General features: G+C 43.2%; 17 protein-coding genes. 7 read left to right on the forward strand and 10 right to left on the reverse strand.

Annotated elements, in window-relative coordinates; genetic code table 11:
• Window positions 1-185 precede the first annotated feature (185 nt).
• Window positions 186-752 (reverse strand): alkyl hydroperoxide reductase subunit C, encoded by a 567-nt coding sequence (gene ahpC / locus CXF69_RS13460; RefSeq protein WP_057761534.1) that lies wholly within the window; start codon window positions 750-752, stop codon window positions 186-188.
• A 268-nt stretch (window positions 753-1,020) separates the two neighbouring features.
• Between ahpC and CXF69_RS13465 the strand changes: the two genes are divergently transcribed.
• Window positions 1,021-1,932 carry a hydrogen peroxide-inducible genes activator gene (locus tag CXF69_RS13465; RefSeq protein WP_101206008.1) on the forward strand — a complete coding sequence of 304 codons (912 nt, stop codon included), beginning with the start codon at window positions 1,021-1,023 and terminating at the stop codon, window positions 1,930-1,932.
• 40 nt (window positions 1,933-1,972) lie between these two features.
• Entirely contained in the window at window positions 1,973-2,644 is a 672-nt protein-coding gene (locus tag CXF69_RS13470) for an HD domain-containing protein (protein ID WP_101206009.1), read from the forward strand.
• On the opposite strand, the gene CXF69_RS13475 is transcribed toward CXF69_RS13470, so the two are convergent.
• The 7 genes from CXF69_RS13475 to CXF69_RS13505 all read right to left on the reverse strand — a co-directional run bounded on the left by CXF69_RS13475 (window position 2,622) and on the right by CXF69_RS13505 (window position 11,394).
• The gene (locus CXF69_RS13475; RefSeq protein ID WP_101206010.1) at window positions 2,622-3,224 is read right to left on the reverse strand and encodes a methyltransferase domain-containing protein; all 603 of its coding nucleotides are present in this window, start codon (window positions 3,222-3,224) and stop codon (window positions 2,622-2,624) included. The genes CXF69_RS13470 and CXF69_RS13475 overlap by 23 nt on opposite strands.
• Before the next feature lie 196 nt (window positions 3,225-3,420).
• Window positions 3,421-3,954: a M48 family metallopeptidase gene (locus CXF69_RS13480; RefSeq protein ID WP_101206011.1), complete on the reverse strand. Its 534-nt coding sequence runs from the start codon at window positions 3,952-3,954 to the stop codon at window positions 3,421-3,423.
• 216 nt (window positions 3,955-4,170) lie between these two features.
• Window positions 4,171-5,733 (reverse strand): DUF1513 domain-containing protein, encoded by a 1,563-nt coding sequence (locus CXF69_RS13485; protein ID WP_101206012.1) that lies wholly within the window; start codon window positions 5,731-5,733, stop codon window positions 4,171-4,173.
• 3 nt (window positions 5,734-5,736) lie between these two features.
• Window positions 5,737-6,888 (reverse strand): imelysin family protein, encoded by a 1,152-nt coding sequence (locus CXF69_RS13490; protein ID WP_101206013.1) that lies wholly within the window; start codon window positions 6,886-6,888, stop codon window positions 5,737-5,739.
• Between the two features lie 83 nt (window positions 6,889-6,971).
• A complete protein-coding gene (locus CXF69_RS13495) occupies window positions 6,972-8,636 on the reverse strand; it encodes a di-heme oxidoreductase family protein (protein ID WP_227522965.1) in 1,665 nt (554 codons plus the stop codon).
• 285 nt (window positions 8,637-8,921) lie between these two features.
• On the reverse strand, window positions 8,922-10,382 hold the full coding sequence (locus tag CXF69_RS13500; protein WP_102078399.1) for an imelysin family protein: 1,461 nt from the start codon (window positions 10,380-10,382) through the stop codon (window positions 8,922-8,924).
• Window positions 10,383-10,737: 355 nt separating this feature from the next.
• The gene (locus CXF69_RS13505; RefSeq protein WP_102078398.1) at window positions 10,738-11,394 is read right to left on the reverse strand and encodes a YiaD family glycine zipper/OmpA-like lipoprotein; all 657 of its coding nucleotides are present in this window, start codon (window positions 11,392-11,394) and stop codon (window positions 10,738-10,740) included.
• A gap of 375 nt (window positions 11,395-11,769) precedes the next feature.
• Here CXF69_RS13505 and CXF69_RS13510 point away from each other — a divergent pair, with 375 nt between their 5' ends.
• From CXF69_RS13510 to minE, 5 genes are all read left to right on the forward strand, one after another.
• The gene (locus tag CXF69_RS13510) at window positions 11,770-12,732 is read left to right on the forward strand and encodes an acyltransferase (protein WP_101206015.1); all 963 of its coding nucleotides are present in this window, start codon (window positions 11,770-11,772) and stop codon (window positions 12,730-12,732) included.
• A gap of 351 nt (window positions 12,733-13,083) precedes the next feature.
• Window positions 13,084-14,181: a hypothetical protein gene (locus CXF69_RS13515; protein WP_228706799.1), complete on the forward strand. Its 1,098-nt coding sequence runs from the start codon at window positions 13,084-13,086 to the stop codon at window positions 14,179-14,181.
• A gap of 71 nt (window positions 14,182-14,252) precedes the next feature.
• Window positions 14,253-15,077, forward strand: a complete 825-nt coding sequence (gene minC / locus CXF69_RS13520; protein ID WP_102078396.1) for a septum site-determining protein MinC — start codon at window positions 14,253-14,255, stop codon at window positions 15,075-15,077.
• A 289-nt stretch (window positions 15,078-15,366) separates the two neighbouring features.
• Window positions 15,367-16,179: a septum site-determining protein MinD gene (gene minD / locus CXF69_RS13525; protein WP_057761560.1), complete on the forward strand. Its 813-nt coding sequence runs from the start codon at window positions 15,367-15,369 to the stop codon at window positions 16,177-16,179.
• 2 nt (window positions 16,180-16,181) lie between these two features.
• Window positions 16,182-16,472 carry a cell division topological specificity factor MinE gene (gene minE / locus CXF69_RS13530; RefSeq protein ID WP_057762631.1) on the forward strand — a complete coding sequence of 97 codons (291 nt, stop codon included), beginning with the start codon at window positions 16,182-16,184 and terminating at the stop codon, window positions 16,470-16,472.
• 85 nt (window positions 16,473-16,557) lie between these two features.
• On the opposite strand, the gene CXF69_RS13535 is transcribed toward minE, so the two are convergent.
• Together CXF69_RS13535 and CXF69_RS13540 are read right to left on the reverse strand one after the other, a co-directional pair.
• Window positions 16,558-17,085, reverse strand: a complete 528-nt coding sequence (locus tag CXF69_RS13535; RefSeq protein ID WP_101206018.1) for a cytochrome b — start codon at window positions 17,083-17,085, stop codon at window positions 16,558-16,560.
• Between the two features lie 138 nt (window positions 17,086-17,223).
• On the reverse strand, window positions 17,224-17,721 hold the full coding sequence (locus CXF69_RS13540; RefSeq protein WP_101206019.1) for a hypothetical protein: 498 nt from the start codon (window positions 17,719-17,721) through the stop codon (window positions 17,224-17,226).

The raw sequence follows: 17,721 nt of genomic DNA on the forward strand, positions 1-17,721 counted from the left end.
ATGCTTTATCTGGCGTGTACTATCGTTCATTGTAAGATGAATTGAAGACACGCCCTAACAATATCTATGCTTAAGACGTAAAAAGACCCCATCAACTTATGTTAATGGGGTCTTTATTTGTAGCACTGACTTAAATTAGATGTTTAAGATACAGCACTACTTTTATCTAAGTATGAAATGTCTACTTAGATTTTACCAACTAGGTCAAGACTTGGCTTCAATGTGTCGCCGCCTTGTTCCCATGCTGCTGGGCAAACTTCGCCATCGTTTTCGCGAACATACTGTGCTGCTTTCACTTTACGTAGCATATCTTTCGCGCTACGGCCGATACCGCCAGCATGGATTTCAGCGACTTGGATCAAGCCATCAGGATCTACTAAGAATGTACCGCGCTCAGCCAAACCTGCTTCTTCAATCATGACGTTGAAGCCACGAGTGATTTTACCAGTAGGATCGCCGATCATTGGGTATTGTACTTTACCGATAGCTTCTGAAGAATCATGCCATGCTTTGTGCGTGAAATGCGTGTCAGTAGATACTGAGTATACTTCAACACCAAGACCTTTTAGCTCGTCATAATGAGCGGCCATGTCTTCTAGCTCAGTTGGGCAAACGAACGTGAAATCAGCTGGGTAAAATAGGAAAATCGCCCAGTTGCCTTTTACGTCTTCTGAAGTGATGGTTTTGAACTCACCGTTTACGTATGCATCTGCTGAAAATTCTGGGATTTCTTGATTGATGATAGACGCCATGGTTGGCTCCTCTATAGTTAAGTAAATTGGAAATTATTTATATGGTTTTTTCAATTAGCCCTCTAGCTCTCTGGGCTACCTGACAAACTATACGCGAATTCTACGGTTAATCCAGTTAAAAGTTTTTAATGTGATGTTTTGTTTTATTAAACTTGTTAAACTATTATCTCTACATTTTATCATTAGTGCTTAATTGGTAATTTGCTACCTTATAAAGGTTGACCAAACATAATAAATTGCATTAAAAACCCACTAAAAGAGAGGTTTTATGATTACTTTACGACAACTTGAGTTTGCCCTAGCCGTCGCCAAACATCGTCATTTTAAACGTGCTGCTGAAGATTGCAATATCTCGCAATCTGCACTGAGTTTGGGTATCGCAGAATTAGAAAAACAGCTAGATACTCAGATTTTTGAGCGCAACAATAAACAGGTATTGATTACCCCTATCGGTCAAGACATCCTCACACGGGCGCAGCGAGTGTTTTCTGAGGTCAGCGATTTGACCACGCGTGCTCATAGCCATCAGACGCCGCTTGCCTATCCCATGACTGTCGGTATCATTCCGACGATTGCGCCTTATTTGCTGCCAAAAGTACTGCCTGCGCTGCGTGCACAATATCCAGAGTTCCGTATGACCATCGTCGAACAACAGACAGAGCGTTTGCTTGAACAGGTACGCTACGGTCATATCGACACCGCTATTATTGCGCTACCTTATGCGGTAGATGGGCTACACAGTTTTGAGTTTTGGAGTGAAGACTTCTTTGCCGTGTTCCCAAAAGATGACATACATGCCAAGCTTGAGACCATCAATGCTGACGAACTGGCAACTGCCAACCTCATGCTACTTGGTGAAGGACACTGCCTAACCGACCAGACCCTGTCTGTCTGTCATTTTGACCGTGCACAAATGAAATCAAGCTTCTCAGATGCCAGTCTAAATACTTTGATTCAAATGGCGCTTGCCAATATGGGCACGACGCTAGTACCTGAAATGGCGCTCGATCAGCTACACCTGCAAAACCAAAATGCCGTCGCCATACCATTGGCTGAAGATGGGCCGCATCGCCATATTGCCTTTGTCACCCGTCTGAACTATGCGCGTGTCGATGATGTTAGCTTGCTCGGTGAGGTGTTTAATAAAGCATTTAAAGATGCAGTGGCTAACAAAGAATAACCAAACCATTTTTACCATGTGCATAGTGAAAAAATGACATATGAAAACTGTCTCAAATAAGCATGATGAGCTTGGCAAGTGCTTTGCACAGCATTTGTCAACTATGACCAGTGATATCTCGCCAAAGCAAATAGATAGGCTTTGGCAAGATATCGTGACGCGCTATGGTGAACCACAACGTGCTTACCATACACTCAATCACATTGAGCAGTTATTGGTACAGCTTGAGAATATTAATCACATTCTGTCTGAGCCGCATATCACTGCATTGGCACTGTACTATCATGATGTGATTTACGACCCAACACGCTCCGACAACGAGCTAAAAAGTACAGAATTTGCGACAGATGCTTTGAGCCCTTATCTAAGCACAGAGCAATGCCAACACATTCACGCTCTCATTATGATGACCGCTAATCATCAGCTAGATACGTTGGTAGACAATGACAAATATAACGATGCGGCATATCTGTTAGATATGGATTTGAGTATTTTGGGTGCGCCTTGGTCTGCATATGAGCAGTATGCAAAGGCGATACGTCAAGAATATGCACACGTCGCCGATGACAATTACCGTGATGGGCGCACTGCAGTGTTACAAGGATTACTAGCACATCCCAAACTTTATCTGACTGACCATTACTATAATCAGTTAGAAACGCAAGCTCGTAATAATATTAAGCGCGAGCTTACTTTGCTCGCAGCTTTATAAACAGCTCACTACCCTGCCGCGCTAGATGTGAATTATAGCTGGGCTCCATAATATCGATATCAAAATGACTTTGAAAACGCTGTTGGTACTCTTCATTGCTGCCGCCGAATGGTGGCTCTTCCCGTCCAAAATCCGTGTCGAATAACAACCCAATCAGTTTACCTTGTGGCTTTAATAGCTTTGCCATCTGCTGCACGTATTCATCACGTCGCGACGGATTAATCGCACAAAAAAACGTCTGCTCAAGTATCCAATCGAATTGATATTGCTCAGCTGATAAGCTAAAAAAATCCGCACAGATCAGATGTTCAGAGGGAAAATCAGGATAGCGCTCTGCAAACGTCTCAATCGGTGCAGGGGCAAAGTCAACCAACGTGACATTGGTAAAACCTTGCTCATATAAATAGCCTACTTCGTAAGCATTACCTGCACCTGGCACTAGTATCGCTTGATTTTTCGCGCTCTCAGGTAACTGGTCAATATAAGCTTTGAGCGGTGGTGATACCTGTCCCATATCCCAACCGATGCTGTTCTTCTCATAACGCTGCTGCCAAAACTCCGCTTGGTTGACGTGTTCCATATGACATCCCTGTATATAAATCTATTGTTTAAACAACACAATTTGTATCGTTATTCCTTATCATATCAGGCTTATGCAGGTGTGTCCTTATTTTAAAAATGATGATAAAAATAGGACTTGTTGCTCAGCATAATGAAAGTTACATAGATGATATCAAGCTATTTATGAGGACTATTTAGATAGTTAGATGATAGGTTTAGTCCAGCTGCCCTGTCTTGCCCGCTAGGATATTATGCCATTGCAAATAATCTGGCATCGCTGTTGCAACCGCTTGCCAAAACGCTCGGCTATGATTGGCATGATGCAAGTGGCACAGCTCATGAACGATTACGTATTCGGTGCATTCGATAGGATAGGCAGGAAGATAAACCGATAGCCAAATTCGTTTTGCGCGCGTGTTGCAGCTGCCCCAACGTGTGTGCATTTTTTTTAACCGTATTTCATTGGCGTAAGCGCCAACGATTGGCTGCCACTTTTCAAATAGTGCAGGTGCGACTTCGGAGAGTTGTTGCCGATAATAGGTAACTTTTTTATCAGGACTGAGTGTAAATGATTGCTCTGTACCCCATAATAAAACTGAGTTATTAGCAGTTGAAAAGTTTGACGACGTATTCTGTCTACGTCTATATTGTTCTAATACCTGCGGATGATTTGCAATCGCCCAAGGCACCCGCTTAGCCACAGCATGCAACATTTGTGATGCGCTGACATGCATCGGTGCAGAGACCATCAACGTATGAGGCTTTAAGCAAAAATTGATATTTTTAACACGCTTTTTACTGATATGTAGCTCGATGCCTGCCTGTGCAAGCTGCTGTCTGACCGTATCTAAACTGGTATCTAAGCTAATGCTCTATCTCCTTGGCTGACTATTACTACTGTTCTAACAATACTCGTTACTAATCGCCATGCCTGTTCGTCTGTCGCTCTTGCTTAGCGCCATTTACTACAACGCTTGTAAGTGGTTGTCAAACGACATCATATGCAGTTGGCTGTCTTTGATAATCCACTCATGAGGTTCAACGTCGTCTACGTCCAATTTTACTTCTGGTAAAGTATTTACTCTTAACGCAGTTAACTGCCCTTGACCATCACTGACGATAAATCCTGTCGGCTCGGCATATTTATCAATTTTACTCATTGAAACACTAGAGTTAGCTAACACTGAAGCCCCTGCACAATCTGGCAGACTTACATCATCAATCAGCTTGCGAGTATGCAAATCATAAATCGCCGCACAGCCACCAATCGGCGTGGTCACACACAGTAAGTTACGCTCACTATCCACCGCCACGCTAGCGATATATTGGTGAAAACGTTGCCATTGATTGTTTGGCATAGTCAATGGAGTAAAGCTGCCGTCACCACGTTTATGAGTCAGCACTAACGGTACATTGATATGTTTTTCACCTTGGAACTGAATACCGATCATCACTGTGCCGTCATCGTGCATGGCTAAGTGGCGCACACTCATCTGATTATGCTCTGGAGTCACTTGCTCAAGCAGTGTGCCATCGTGACGATTCAGATAAACCAGTGAGGGTCGCATGGTATCTAGATTTAGCTCTTCGCGTGAGGCCTGCTCGGTTTTGATACCACCGTTTGCAATGACGAGCGTTTCGCTATCAGGATGCATAATCAGCTCATGCGGCCCGATACCATATGAATCAAACTCTGCTACTTTTTTATAAGCATCATGGGCATCATAGATACCAATTTTACCTGCCAGACTCACTGTGTCGTTCTCGGTTACATAGAACAAGCTGCCATCTAAACTGTAGCAAGCATGACCGTAAAAGTGACGGTTTACATCAGCTGTAATCGCATGCTGTACTTGCCCATTTGATGTATTAAGCACCCAGAATCTTTCGCTTGGACGGCGACCCATGACGACGACATCACGCCTTTGATTGATGTTACTATGCTGAGTTTGAGCTTCAGATACATTGATAGGCAGAGGTTGAACAACGATGTCATGGACACGCTCGGGCATAGTCGTCTGCCAAACGATTTGTCTGTCAGCATCAATACCTACCACACCAAAGTCATGCTCATTTTGGCTTGATGTGGCCTGATCCTTTGGCATGGATGCGACGCCACTGACCCAACTGACTGGTCGTGCCAGCATCGTTGTCGTATGCATGACAGCAAAGTCAGGCGTGTTACTTTTACCATCACCTACAGCATGATAAGCCTGCTTCCATGTTGCCGCTGCTTGCTCACAAGCATAGCGCAAGCGCGAAAGCTTCGGCGTTGAAACAGGTGCCGCATGTAATGCCTGCAACTGTGTACAAATACCATCTACATAATCTTGTAGACTGGCATCTGGATGCTGCTGCTTACGATAACAATGGTGAATACCAACCAATGCTGCCGTACCCACTGCTGTCAGCACTGAAGTCGTCAAAAGCTCATGAGCTGACGAAGTTGTCCCAGACCGATTAGACCTATTTAACTGGTCATGAGTCTGGGCTGCTGACACTGCTGTACTCGCTTCGATAGTAGACATTGTCTAATCGCCATCAGTGCTATTGAAGCCCACGCGAATACCAAGTGCTGGGATTAACTGGCGCTTAATCAGACGAGTGACATCAGTCAAATGATCGTATAACGCTTGTTGGTCGTCCTTACTAGCCTCTGATAAATCTTCTGGCATTTGTGCTAATAATGCAGTCGTATCAGCCAATGCAGTCGAGAGATTATCTGAAACTTTATTTTCGTCATTGCTACCAAGAATAGCGGTCAGTACTGGGTCAGTCATTGCTTTATTAATCGTATCTAACTTAGCATTGATGATAGCGCGGCTCTGACCAGCAGTAGCAGCAGGCAAATGACCCTTTGCTTTACCTGTCAGACCGAGTGGCTGATCAATAGCGTTAGATTTCATGGTCTCAATCAACGACAGTAGAGAGTTAATCCATTGATTTAAGCCTCTATCGCTTTCTGCTGTTTTGTCTATCGCCAATAAATCAGTCGCGTTTTGCTGCCAGTTTTTCTCGATGTCTTTTAGACGCGTGCTCAACGCACTACTGGCACTAATCACATAAGCACACTGACCAGCGTCTAGACTTTCATTGGCAAACAAAGCTTCTTCCAACCCTGGCACACCCTGTACGATAGCACTCTCGCCAGCAAGCTGCTCTGGCGTTAGTTTTGGATTGGCAGCAATCAAATCAGCCACGCCACTATGTACGAGTCCGCGCTCGTCAGGATAGTAGTTTATATATAGATTGCTCATGCTAGCAGTCGCAGGACCAAAGTTGACCATCTCAGCACTTGACCATGCTTTTGCCAATGCTAGCCACTGCGCACGTAATGCTTGTAGCTCGTCGCCACTTACTGGAGCTTGGATACAATGTTTCTGCGCCAATTCGTTCAACAGATCGCTTTGCTTGGCTGCATCAGCATACGCAGGAATCACGATATCGTCTGCCACATGCGTCAAATACGTTTTTGCAGTCTCAGGGCTGATATCTACTGCAACGATTTGCTCAGTACTTTCTTTGCTGTTTTCTACTGAGCTGTCAGTAGCTACACTGTCTTGCACAACTTTTTGGCTGTCTACATCTGCAGTTTTGTTGTCATCGGCAGGTTTGACACAACTGATCAACAGTCCAGCACTTAATGCAGATAGCGCCATTGCCAAAGCGTGGTTTATTTTCATAGGTTTCTCGGTAATGTTATAGGTAGTAATTTATAGCGTTTTTATAATGACTTTATTACAGTGACTTTATTACAATGATTTTATTATAGCGACTTTAGGAACGCATTAAGCTCTGCGCGACCTTGTTTATCTAATTTCAATACTTGTTGCTTTTGCTTTTCGGCTTCTCCGCCATGCCATAAAACAGCTTCCATCAACGTACGGGCACGGCCATCATGCAAAAACGTCGCTTGAGGATCAACTGTCTGCGCAAGCCCCACGCCCCAAAGTGCTGGCGTACGCCACTCATAAGAATTGGCCAGAAATTCAACCTGTGCTGTTTTCGGTGGTAGCTTACCGGCAATCGTACGATCAGCGAGATCATCGCCCATATCGTGCAATAGCAAATCTGTGTAAGGATAAATCACTTGTCCATGCTGCTCAAGATGATCATCGTCGGTTTTTGGCAACTGATATCTTGGCGTATGGCAGCTTTGACAACCCATGTCATAAAAACGCTTTTTGCCCGCTAGCACAAGCTTATCATCTGCATTACGGCGATGCGGCACTGCTAGATTGCGAGTATAAAACTCTACAAATTTAGCAACCTCATCATTTACTTCAACAGGTGATTTACCATTGCCCTGCTCATCAGCACCTGTCGCTGCATTTAGGCAAGCGGTCTGCGTTGGCATACAGGATTCGTTAGGACGGATGTTCGACGTCAGACCCATGTCTTCGTTAAAGGCACTTTGGTTCTGAGTAATAAGTTTGGTTTGACCCGCTTTCCACCCAAATCGTCCAAGCGCACGCTTGCCCGTTTGTGGATCCGTCACCCAGTTAAATTTACCACTGATATCACCATTACTACTGTCGCTGGCTTGCTTTTTAATGTCATCGTCAGGTATTTGCTCTAGTAGCCCAAGCCCAATCATCGGTAGCGCCACACGCGGCGATACCATCATGTCATCGTCAAAAGCACCGTAACCAGGTTTGGTCAAATTAAACGTTGGCGCACGTAGTGTCTCGACATATCCGTCAGCAAAGGTAACTGGTGTGTCTGTCCATTGCACCGCAATTCTCGCTTCAGCAGGCACGCCCTGAATACCACGATCTTGTAGCTGGCCACCATACATAGGATGAGCCACCTTTTCAATCAGCGAATCCTGTAGCTGCTGGCGCTGCTCATCGGTCGTCGCTGGCATAGACAGACGAATCAATAAACTATCAGCATCGTCATCGGCAGTCATCGGCGCATGACCTCGCCCATCTTTGACATGACAAGACTGGCAAGCGGCCACATTGAATAATGCGCCCAGTCCATCACGACTATCAGTACTAGCAGGTGCGACGACCCACGGCTGCTTGAAAAACGCGTTACCAATAAAGAATGATCCTTTACGAGAAGCAGCTAGGTTTGATGAGGGCTTCGAGTAGCTCTCAGCACTGCTAATGCTAATACCAGAGTCACCGCCCTGCTTGATCTCTTGAGGGTCAAAGCTCACCAGTTGCTGCATCGGCACGCCCGCCAGTGTTTCTATATTTTTAGCGTGTTCGGACGACAGCGATTGGTTTTTCTCACTGCCGCTGTCATTACTTGAGGTCTGCTCTGAAGCATCACTAGAAGTATCATCAGAAACGCTATCAGATGGTTGACACGCACTGATAGCCATTGCACTGGCGATAATTAGCGCAAGCTTAGAAGGTATATGTCGTAGGATTTGAGTAGCAAGAGGAGAATCAGAAGGGTTAACATAATTGGCGTTCATAGAAATTCAGTGCCTTAGCGCTAGAGTAGAACCATTAAAATTTTGTCATACCATCTCATTATATGTCGTCACAATCATTGCTTATCGACATATAATGAAATGGTACACCAGCCAATTGGCTCATTTAATGCTCGTAAAAATGCGTTGCCAACGGTGGCTGACAACGCACGTATTATATCTAATCTAAGTATCCAATAAACAGCGGTTGCTGACCTATAACGACTAATAAAACGTCGCAAAGCCAATGAAAAGATTTTAAATAAGGGCCGCTAGCTTAAATTTTTCTTAAAACTGTGACCCGGCATCTGCATCTAGATTATCGATACCAACTGCTTTTGCAGCGTTTTCGATACTGGCCGTCAGCTCTTGTAAGCTAGTGATACCCGCTTCAACCCATCCACGGCGAACGTTTTGTTCTTCAGCAGAGATACCTTCTTGGCTGGCTTGACCGACAGTTGCAATCATCTGGTCAATCTTGATGCCGTCTTTTTCGCCTTTTTCAACGATAACGTTAAACGCGCCTTCTACTTTGTTGAACTCAGCAGCCAATTTATCAGCAGCTTCTGTGTGGCCGTTATCCGTTAGATAATCTTTGATACCGTAGCCGCCCACTGTTTTACCAGCGACTGTTGTATAGCTACCATTAAAGACGTTTTGGATACCGCGCGCATTATTGGCATAGCTTAAATGAGTCAAATCACTAAAGCATTCGTGCTCATCTTCAGTAGAGCCAGTAACAAAAGCGACCTGCATACGCTCAGAAGCAAGCTCACCTAATGCTAGGCTACCCATTTGATACATAATTTGGCGCAGACCATTGTCATATTTGCGCGCTATCAAATCACTACGTAAGGTATTTTCAGTATCAGGCTGCCACTGAGCTTCCATCGCGGTCAAATCATCAACCAATAGTTGAGTTGCAGCAGTTAAGAATTCACCACGGCGCTCACAGATACTGGCATCTTCATTGGCGGTCTCACCACTAGTACATTGTCCAGCTTCAGTCGCATAGTCAGTGACTGGGCGATTACCTGCACCTTCTTTTACGCCATTGTTGTCTTGACCCCACAGCATAAATTCAATCGCATGATAGCCAGTCGTTACGTTGGCTTCACTACCACCGATTTCATTCATTTCTGCAAGTAGCTCAGGTGTAATCGTACTGGTATCTTGCTTGATACTACCGACAGTAATGCTGTCGCTATTGATGATGTTCTCTTGGCTGTTATATTCGCCTTCATAGTCATCACCAACATAATCAATCAGCGCTTCATCAAGTGGCCAAGCATTGATCTGCCCTTCCCAGCTATCGATGCTGTTGATAGCACGTTTGTCATTGGCAGTCACAAAGCCTTCGTCAAAACGGAAAATCTCAGTTTGTGAATATGGTTGACGTGCTGCTTTATAGGCAGCTTTTGCAGCATCAAGATTTTCTTGTGTTGGAGTGGCCACGTATGTTTCTACCGCATTTTGTAGCGCTTTAGCCGTGTCCAACGAATCTTTATAAGCGGCGTGTGCCATATTTGCATAACTGATAATCAATCTATCAATATGTGCTTTTTCGGCAGCAGTCATCTCTGAATTATCAGCTGTCTCTGTGTTTGCTACTTCTGTTTGCGTTTCTGTCGCAGCATTGGTGTCTTCATCGGCTTGCTTTGTACAGCCCGACACCATTAACAATCCTGCAAGTGCAACAGCTAAAGTAGTTGGTAAAAGCTTACGGCTCGTTACTGTGGTAATCGTCATACATATCCTCAAGAAATATAGCAAAAAATTCGTTTTAGTTAAGTAGCCTCAATTATTTTGATAATCAAGCCATGTTACAGCAGGCTATCTTAGCCATGCACATTGACTCTCAGTGCGCACGATAAGACGTTTAATATTGCATTGATAGCAAACACTGACAAATTATAGTGTTATTGATAATCATTATCAATATTTAATTTAATATTAACTTTATCTATCAATACTCAATGTTTTATTCAGACTGAAAACATAAAAAAAGAGCCAGCATATCGCTGACTCTTTTTGAAATATATGTGCTCAAATATCTAGCACATACTTAATAGCTATATAACTATTTATTAGTTATAGCTATTGATTAGTTTACGCTCTGTGGTGCATTAACTGTTAGCTCAACACGGCGGTTTTGCTGACGACCAGATTCAGTGTTGTTAGTAGCAACTGGACGTGACTCGCCATAAGCAACAACATTTACACGGTTTGAAGCAACACCGCGAGCTGTTAAGTAGTTAGCAACTGAGTAAGCACGATCACGTGACAGACCCATGTTGTAAGATGCTGAACCTTTGCTATCAGTGTGGCCAGCGATAGTAATTGTGTTTTGGTTGTACTGGTTCATCGTTGAAGCAAGCTTATCAAGCGTTGGCTTGAATGATGAGCTAAGGGTTGCATCATCAAATGAGAACGTGATGCTACCTGGCATAACCAAATCAATGTTACCAGTGGTTGGGTTCTGCTCAACAGTTACGCCTGTGCCAGCCATTTGCTGCTCAAGCTGACGAGCTTGACGCTCCATGTAGTAACCAACACCTGCACCTAGTGCTGCGCCGATAGCCGCATCACGACCAGTTTTGTCGCCGCCTGTTGCTTTTGAGATAGTTGCACCACCTGCTGCACCAACTAAACCACCTAGAGCAGCTTTATTTAGACGCTGTTGTCCAGTGTTTGGATCTGTTGTACAACCGCTAAGTGCTAGACCTGATGCTACTGCTGCAATCATTAAAGTATTACGCATAATATTTCCTCTTAAGTTTAAAAAATCGTGCTTTTTATAAAGATTGTCCATTAATCTTTTTTAAGTACTTATCTACATTCCCCATTATTATGGCAACTACAACTTATCTCTGTGTAATATTTTGTCATACCTATGTATGAGAAGTGCAGGTTATATTTCAATGATTTTATAGGTCAAATCTTCGCGCCTTGCTACCACTAGTCACGTTTACAACCGTACACTACAACATGTTTCTGCTAAAATTATATCGCTAGATTTGTCGGCTTTAAATAGTCATGATTTAAAGCTTTACGTTCATAATATTCCTGACTTGACTAGGACAGATTCAGCGACATACGGCTTATTATTAATCAGATAGACTGAAAAGGATTGAGCATGCGATTGACATCTACCATTCGAAAAATGCATAAACGTTCGCCTAAACTGGGCAAAGCTGTGTCGCTTGCAACAGCTACTGGTGTCATCGCCGCCAATAGCTTCGGTGGTAGTATTCCTTTATGGCTAATGGGCGTCGGTAAAGTCATTACTGGCGCCTCTATTGCAGACAAAGCCGTCATAAAAATTGCTACTCACTGGATCAGTAGCAACAGTGCCTTGATCGATAACATGTTGCCTCGCAAAGATTGGCGTATCAACCTACCGGACGATATCCATACCAATGGTAAATACCTGCTAGTGAGCAACCACCAATCATGGGTCGATACTAGCATCGTGCAGTATATTGGCGAAAAACGTTTGCCACTTACGCGATTTTTTACCAAGTTTGAGCTGATTTACATTCCTATCGTTGGTCAAGCTTTTTACTTTTTAGACTTTCCAATGATGCGCCGACACTCAAAAGAAGCCATCGCCAAAAATCCTGCGTTAAAAGGCAAGGACATCGAAGAAGCCAAACGTGCCTGCGCCCTACTAAAAGACAAACCGTTTACCTTATTAAATTATTTGGAAGGTACTCGTTTCACCAAAGCCAAACAAGCTCAGCAAAAATCGCCTTATAAGCACTTATTGAAACCTCGTGCAGGCGGATTGTCATTGGCTATTAGCGCACTAGGTGAAGATATCGATGGCATACTAGACATGACAATCGTATACCCTGATGGTGTGCCAAGCTATGGGGATCTTTGGAAAGGCAATATCAAACGTTTGGGCGTTGACTTGCGCTACATCGACATACCAGATGCCTTGTTCGAAAGTATCAAGCAAGGTGGCTACGAAAATGACGAGGATACAAAAGCTCAAATGTTCGACTGGGTTGAACAGGTATGGCGTCAAAAAGATGAACGTATTAGCACTATGTTGGCAGATTTTGAAACCAATCCTAAAGCGCAAGATGCCTAACAAAGATGCTCAGCAATACTAAACTGGCTGACTGTTAGACCTTATAAAATACCAAGCACAGTCTATGCAAGCGTACTAAGTAGTAAATATCGATAATGAGATAAAAAGTTATAGGGCAATAAAGTTACGGGTACAAATGTCACAATAGTCATATCTTACTTATGATGCCTACTGTTAAAACAGCCATGCATCATAAGTAAATTTTAATCAAAGATGGGTTGTTTTTTAGCCTTATTCATTGATAATGTGACTAATCATGAACCCATAGATTTTCGATATCTACTTTGATAGTAAATGGTAGTAAATATCGATTTCTGACCCATTCTTTGTGCCATTTATTACTTATAAGGTATGACTGTGCCCACCTCTACTACTAGCTCGCCGTTAGCTACCGAATCTGTTTTGAGTCAGCCTCCTTATCCAATAAGTGATGAGCCGCCAAAACCGAACCATCCAAAGCCGAGTCGCTTTAAGCTCACTTACGATATCGTCATGATTATTGCCATCAGTATTGATCTGCTATTGATCAGTATCGATGCTATTTTGATGAGCAATTTTAGTAGTAATGCTGCAGAATGGCTAACCATCAGTGAAGAGCTCAATTGGTATCAGAGCACTCTACATGATCCTCTACGCACTGCTGGAGGGTTTTTTACTATCTTTTTGGTCGTTGAGTTGCTATTGCGCTGGGCGATTGCCATTAAACAAAAAGTCTATTATCGCTGGTTCTTTTTCCCATTCGTTCATTGGTACGAAGTATTAGGCTGTTTTCCGCAGCTACGTGCTTTACGACTGCTGCGAGCGGTGGTTATTGGACGACGTCTATATCAACTTGGCTACCAAGTACTGCCCCAGACGTGGATCAATCGAATCAAATTCTACATTGACCTACTGTTAGAAGAGCTCTCCGATCGCGTTATTTTGACAGCGATACAAAACTTTCGACAAGAACTAACCAGTTCAGACACGCACAAATCATTCATTGAGTCGACGATTGCAAAAAATCGAAATGAGATTGAAGCAGCCGTATTGTCCGTACTGCGTACAGAGCTTGCACCAAAGCTACAAGAACTGACTGCCTCATCAGGTGGGGGCAGTATATTGGCGAGCGAAATGGGTAATGCTATTGAAGAAGGGTTGGCCAACACACCTGAGTTGCGCCGCTATCTACGCATGATACCGATCGCGGGCAGCCTGATTGAATCACAGCTACATCACGTCGGGCACAATATCGGTGAAAACGTCGTCAATGCATTAAACAAGCGACTTTTAGACCCTAAGCGCTTGGATATATTAATGATGGAAATTGCTAGCGGTATTGCGCAAATAGATACCAATAATACAGCGCTAGATACCTTAATTTCTAGTATCATTGATGACAGTTTGACTGCGTTTGAAGCGCAAGTAAAAGTGCAGCAATGGAAGCACCAAGATATGCTAAATCTATAGTTTAGCTATCTAATAGCATGACGTAATAAGAGACATAATACCGTGACAGAATTATTTTTAAGGGTTTGTATATGACAGTTTCAGCTAACGATAACCAGACTGCACCAGCGCTAGCTTTCTATGGCAAGATGCTGACGTTTTCACGCGTACAGTTTAGTACAAGCGATCTAGCAGCTATAGAAGCTCAGCTAACTGAAACGCTCAGCAATAAATCGAGCAATATCCCTATCCTTATTGATAGTGACGTTGAGCAGGATTTATCAGCACTAGTAGAGCTGTTATGGGCATGGGGATTGCAGCCTATTGGCGTGGTGACAGGTATGCTTGATGTGCAAGCACGTGAGCAGCGCTTAGCGATATTTCCAGCAGATGGTAAGCGTATTGAGCGTATATTACCAAGTAAAAAAGCGCCTATACCTATCCAACCATCACCAGAAAATAACAATGCCGAAACCGTTAGTGCTAATAGCGTCGATAATACTTCTACCACGAGCGAACCTGCCACTGAAACGACACTATCAAGTATGCCCACCGAGACGTTGGTAAGTACTCAGCATATTACTAGCTTAATCTATGATCAAATGCTGCGTTCAGGACAAAGCCTCAATCACGTTGGCGGCGACTTGATTTTGACCAGTAGTATCAATAGCGGCGCTGAAGCGATTACTGACAATAGCTTGCATGTATATGGTCGTGCACAAGGGCGTTTGGTGGCAGGCGCAACAGGGGATAAAGATGCCCGTATATTCTGCCAAGTCTTTAATCCGTCACTGGTATCAGTAGCAGGGACTTATTGCTTACGAGACAACTTACCTGAGCATGTCATCGACAAGTCGGTGCAAGTAAAATTCGTAGAAGGTGAAGGCTTAGTATTTACCGTGATGGATGAAGCTTAAGACGCCATTAAAAATAATACACCGTGAAGTGACTTTATAGAAAACTAAGGTAGTTAAGCTGCTCTATTCGACAAGCCAAAGAGCATGACTATGACCCTACCAATACCACGCAGAGAGGCTAATTGAGCGATACATAGGTTGTTTTTCTGCTTTAGTATCGAGCTGCTATAAATTTTTGTTTATTTATGCTAGGCTAGCTTCGAAGATAGTGTATATATGTTAGGTGAATAACATGTAATTTTGCTATTTATATAAAAGATATCCCATTGATTCATAGGAGTGTGCCATTGTGGCGAAGATAGTTGTAATCACTTCAGGTAAAGGCGGTGTGGGTAAAACCACGACAAGTGCTTCTTTTGCCGCTGGTTTGGCGTTACGTGGCTATAAAACAGTTGTTATCGACTTTGATGTAGGTCTACGTAATCTAGACTTAATCATGGGTTGCGAAAACAGAATTGTTTATGACTTCGTTGATGTCATCACTGGAAACGCGCGTTTGTCGCAAGCACTTGTCAAAGACAAACAGCTTGAAAACTTATATATCCTGCCCGCCAGTCAGACACGCGATAAAGACGCACTGACAGACGAAGGGGTATCAGAGGTAATGGCTGAGCTCTCTAAACAGTTTGACTATATTATTTGTGACTCGCCTGCTGGTATTGAGCGCGGTGCACAGCTAGCGATGTATCATGCGGATGAAGCTATTATTGTCACCAACCCTGAAATCTCTTCAGTGCGTGACTCAGATAGAATCATCGGTATTCTACAAAGTCAGACGAAAAAAGTAGAAGAGAACCAAGGGACTGTTCGCGAGCATTTGATTATCACTCGTTATAATCCTGAACGTGCGGCTGCCAATGAGATGATGGATATTGATACTATCTCAAATGATATCCTAAAAGTTCCACTACTTGGGGTTGTTCCTGAGAGCCATTCAGTGCTTGAAGCGTCCAACCATGGCGAACCAGTTATCCATTATACCGACTCTGTGGCTGGTCAATGTTATGAAGACATTGTCGCCCGTTTCTTGGGTGAAGAGCGTCCACTACGTCATATTGACGTGAAGAAAAAGAGTCTATTACAGCGCTGGTTTGGGGGATAATGATGACTAAGAAAAAAGGATTTTGGAGTAGCCTATTTGGTACTGACGACAACAGTAACGCAGGTAGCGCAAATTTAGCAACTGAGCGTTTAAAAGTTATCGTTGCTAGCGAAAACAGATTGAACAATCGACTAACGGTTGATCGTATCGAAAAAATGAAACGTGAAATCTTAGAAGTTGTGAACAAATACGTCAACGGTGTGCAGATTGATGATGTCAATATTAACCATCGTTCTGAAGACAGCTTAGATGTGTTAGAGATGAATATCAATTTGCCTGAGCATAAGAAATAGCGTTTTAATAGTACGTATTTCTACAATGAATAAAAAAAGCCCCAAGTTTGATACTTGGGGCTTTTTAATGTTTATCGATTATAGGTTATTTCATACGAGCAATAAGATTGTCTTTTTTGACAAACTGATGGTATAACGCGGCTGCTATATGCAAGACCGTAAAACCAATAATCATTGGCCAGATAATCTCAGTATGCAAGTTATTGTAAAAACGAGCCAAGCTTCTATCTGGGGTCACGAATACAGGGATCTGAAAAATACCGAAAATATCAACCGGTCGACCGCCATATACTGCCATCAGTAAGCCAACCATTGGCATAGCAATCAGTATGGCATAGAGAGCAAAATGTGACAGCTGAGATACGAGCATTTGCCATTTTGGCATAGCTAACGGTGGTGGCGCCTTAGTAAAAACGCGGTTGATGACTCGAGCAATCATCCAGAATAATAAGCTCACGCCGAACGCTTTATGGTATCCAATAAACATATTGCTATCTAAATTCTCATATAGCAGTATCATTATCCATGTGGCTAACAGTAAGGCTGCACTAATCCAATGAAAAATACGGCTACTAACCGACCACTTTGATACATTCGAGTTGGCATTATTCATGAGTGACTCTACTACCTTTATCAGGAATTATCTCTAATCAGTTTTATAAGCCAGCTAATGCTCTTCAACAGATGAAGTCATTAACATTACTGGCTTACTATTTATAGAACGGAGAATACCTTAAATAGCGATAAGAATCTAGCTATCCGAATCAATCAGGTGATAGGCAATTTTATCCAAATCTGGCACTAAGTAGATTTCGTCATCAATCATCACTGTTTGATATAGGTAGGATGAGACGTCATTTTTATTAAAGTACTCTTCCCTATCTTCGCCATTGGCAGTACTAAACTGTTCAGGTGTCTCTACATCTTTCACTTCAGAAATTCGTGCTTGCAGCTGACGCAAATCACCTGCTGTCTGTAAGGCAAAACGGTGATCAGTCGTATTACCTTCCAAAACAACCATTTTGTCTGGGATTTGATCTTGCAGTAGCAAATGAAATACAGCCAAATCTTGCTGTTGCCAGTCGTACCTAGAAACCTGCTGCTGGGACTCATCCACACTCAAAATTAGGCTACTTGGAATGATCCAGTCCGGCTGGTTAACTGCTGGAACAATAGTGACGTCAAGCATACCGTTGTTGGTAGTCAACAGACTCACAGCCTCAAACGAATGTTTTAAAATTTGTGTCAT

Source organism: Psychrobacter sp. Choline-02u-9 (assembly GCF_002836505.1).
In the GTDB taxonomy this organism is placed as follows: domain Bacteria; phylum Pseudomonadota; class Gammaproteobacteria; order Pseudomonadales; family Moraxellaceae; genus Psychrobacter.

What these genes read in the sequence shown, in the direction of transcription:
- ahpC (WP_057761534.1), bottom strand. Translation starts at nt 752, where the DNA reads ATGGCGTCTATCATCAATCAAGAAATCCCAGAATTTTCAGCAGATGCA.
- CXF69_RS13465 (WP_101206008.1), top strand. Translation starts at nt 1,021, where the DNA reads ATGATTACTTTACGACAACTTGAGTTTGCCCTAGCCGTCGCCAAACAT.
- CXF69_RS13470 (WP_101206009.1), top strand. Translation starts at nt 1,973, where the DNA reads ATGAAAACTGTCTCAAATAAGCATGATGAGCTTGGCAAGTGCTTTGCA.
- CXF69_RS13475 (WP_101206010.1), bottom strand. Translation starts at nt 3,224, where the DNA reads ATGGAACACGTCAACCAAGCGGAGTTTTGGCAGCAGCGTTATGAGAAG.
- CXF69_RS13480 (WP_101206011.1), bottom strand. Translation starts at nt 3,954, where the DNA reads ATGGTCTCTGCACCGATGCATGTCAGCGCATCACAAATGTTGCATGCT.
- CXF69_RS13485 (WP_101206012.1), bottom strand. Translation starts at nt 5,733, where the DNA reads ATGTCTACTATCGAAGCGAGTACAGCAGTGTCAGCAGCCCAGACTCAT.
- CXF69_RS13490 (WP_101206013.1), bottom strand. Translation starts at nt 6,888, where the DNA reads ATGAAAATAAACCACGCTTTGGCAATGGCGCTATCTGCATTAAGTGCT.
- CXF69_RS13495 (WP_227522965.1), bottom strand. Translation starts at nt 8,636, where the DNA reads ATGAACGCCAATTATGTTAACCCTTCTGATTCTCCTCTTGCTACTCAA.
- CXF69_RS13500 (WP_102078399.1), bottom strand. Translation starts at nt 10,382, where the DNA reads ATGACGATTACCACAGTAACGAGCCGTAAGCTTTTACCAACTACTTTA.
- CXF69_RS13505 (WP_102078398.1), bottom strand. Translation starts at nt 11,394, where the DNA reads ATGCGTAATACTTTAATGATTGCAGCAGTAGCATCAGGTCTAGCACTT.
- CXF69_RS13510 (WP_101206015.1), top strand. Translation starts at nt 11,770, where the DNA reads ATGCGATTGACATCTACCATTCGAAAAATGCATAAACGTTCGCCTAAA.
- CXF69_RS13515 (WP_228706799.1), top strand. Translation starts at nt 13,084, where the DNA reads ATGACTGTGCCCACCTCTACTACTAGCTCGCCGTTAGCTACCGAATCT.
- minC (WP_102078396.1), top strand. Translation starts at nt 14,253, where the DNA reads ATGACAGTTTCAGCTAACGATAACCAGACTGCACCAGCGCTAGCTTTC.
- minE (WP_057762631.1), top strand. Translation starts at nt 16,182, where the DNA reads ATGACTAAGAAAAAAGGATTTTGGAGTAGCCTATTTGGTACTGACGAC.
- CXF69_RS13535 (WP_101206018.1), bottom strand. Translation starts at nt 17,085, where the DNA reads ATGAATAATGCCAACTCGAATGTATCAAAGTGGTCGGTTAGTAGCCGT.
- CXF69_RS13540 (WP_101206019.1), bottom strand. Translation starts at nt 17,721, where the DNA reads ATGACACAAATTTTAAAACATTCGTTTGAGGCTGTGAGTCTGTTGACT.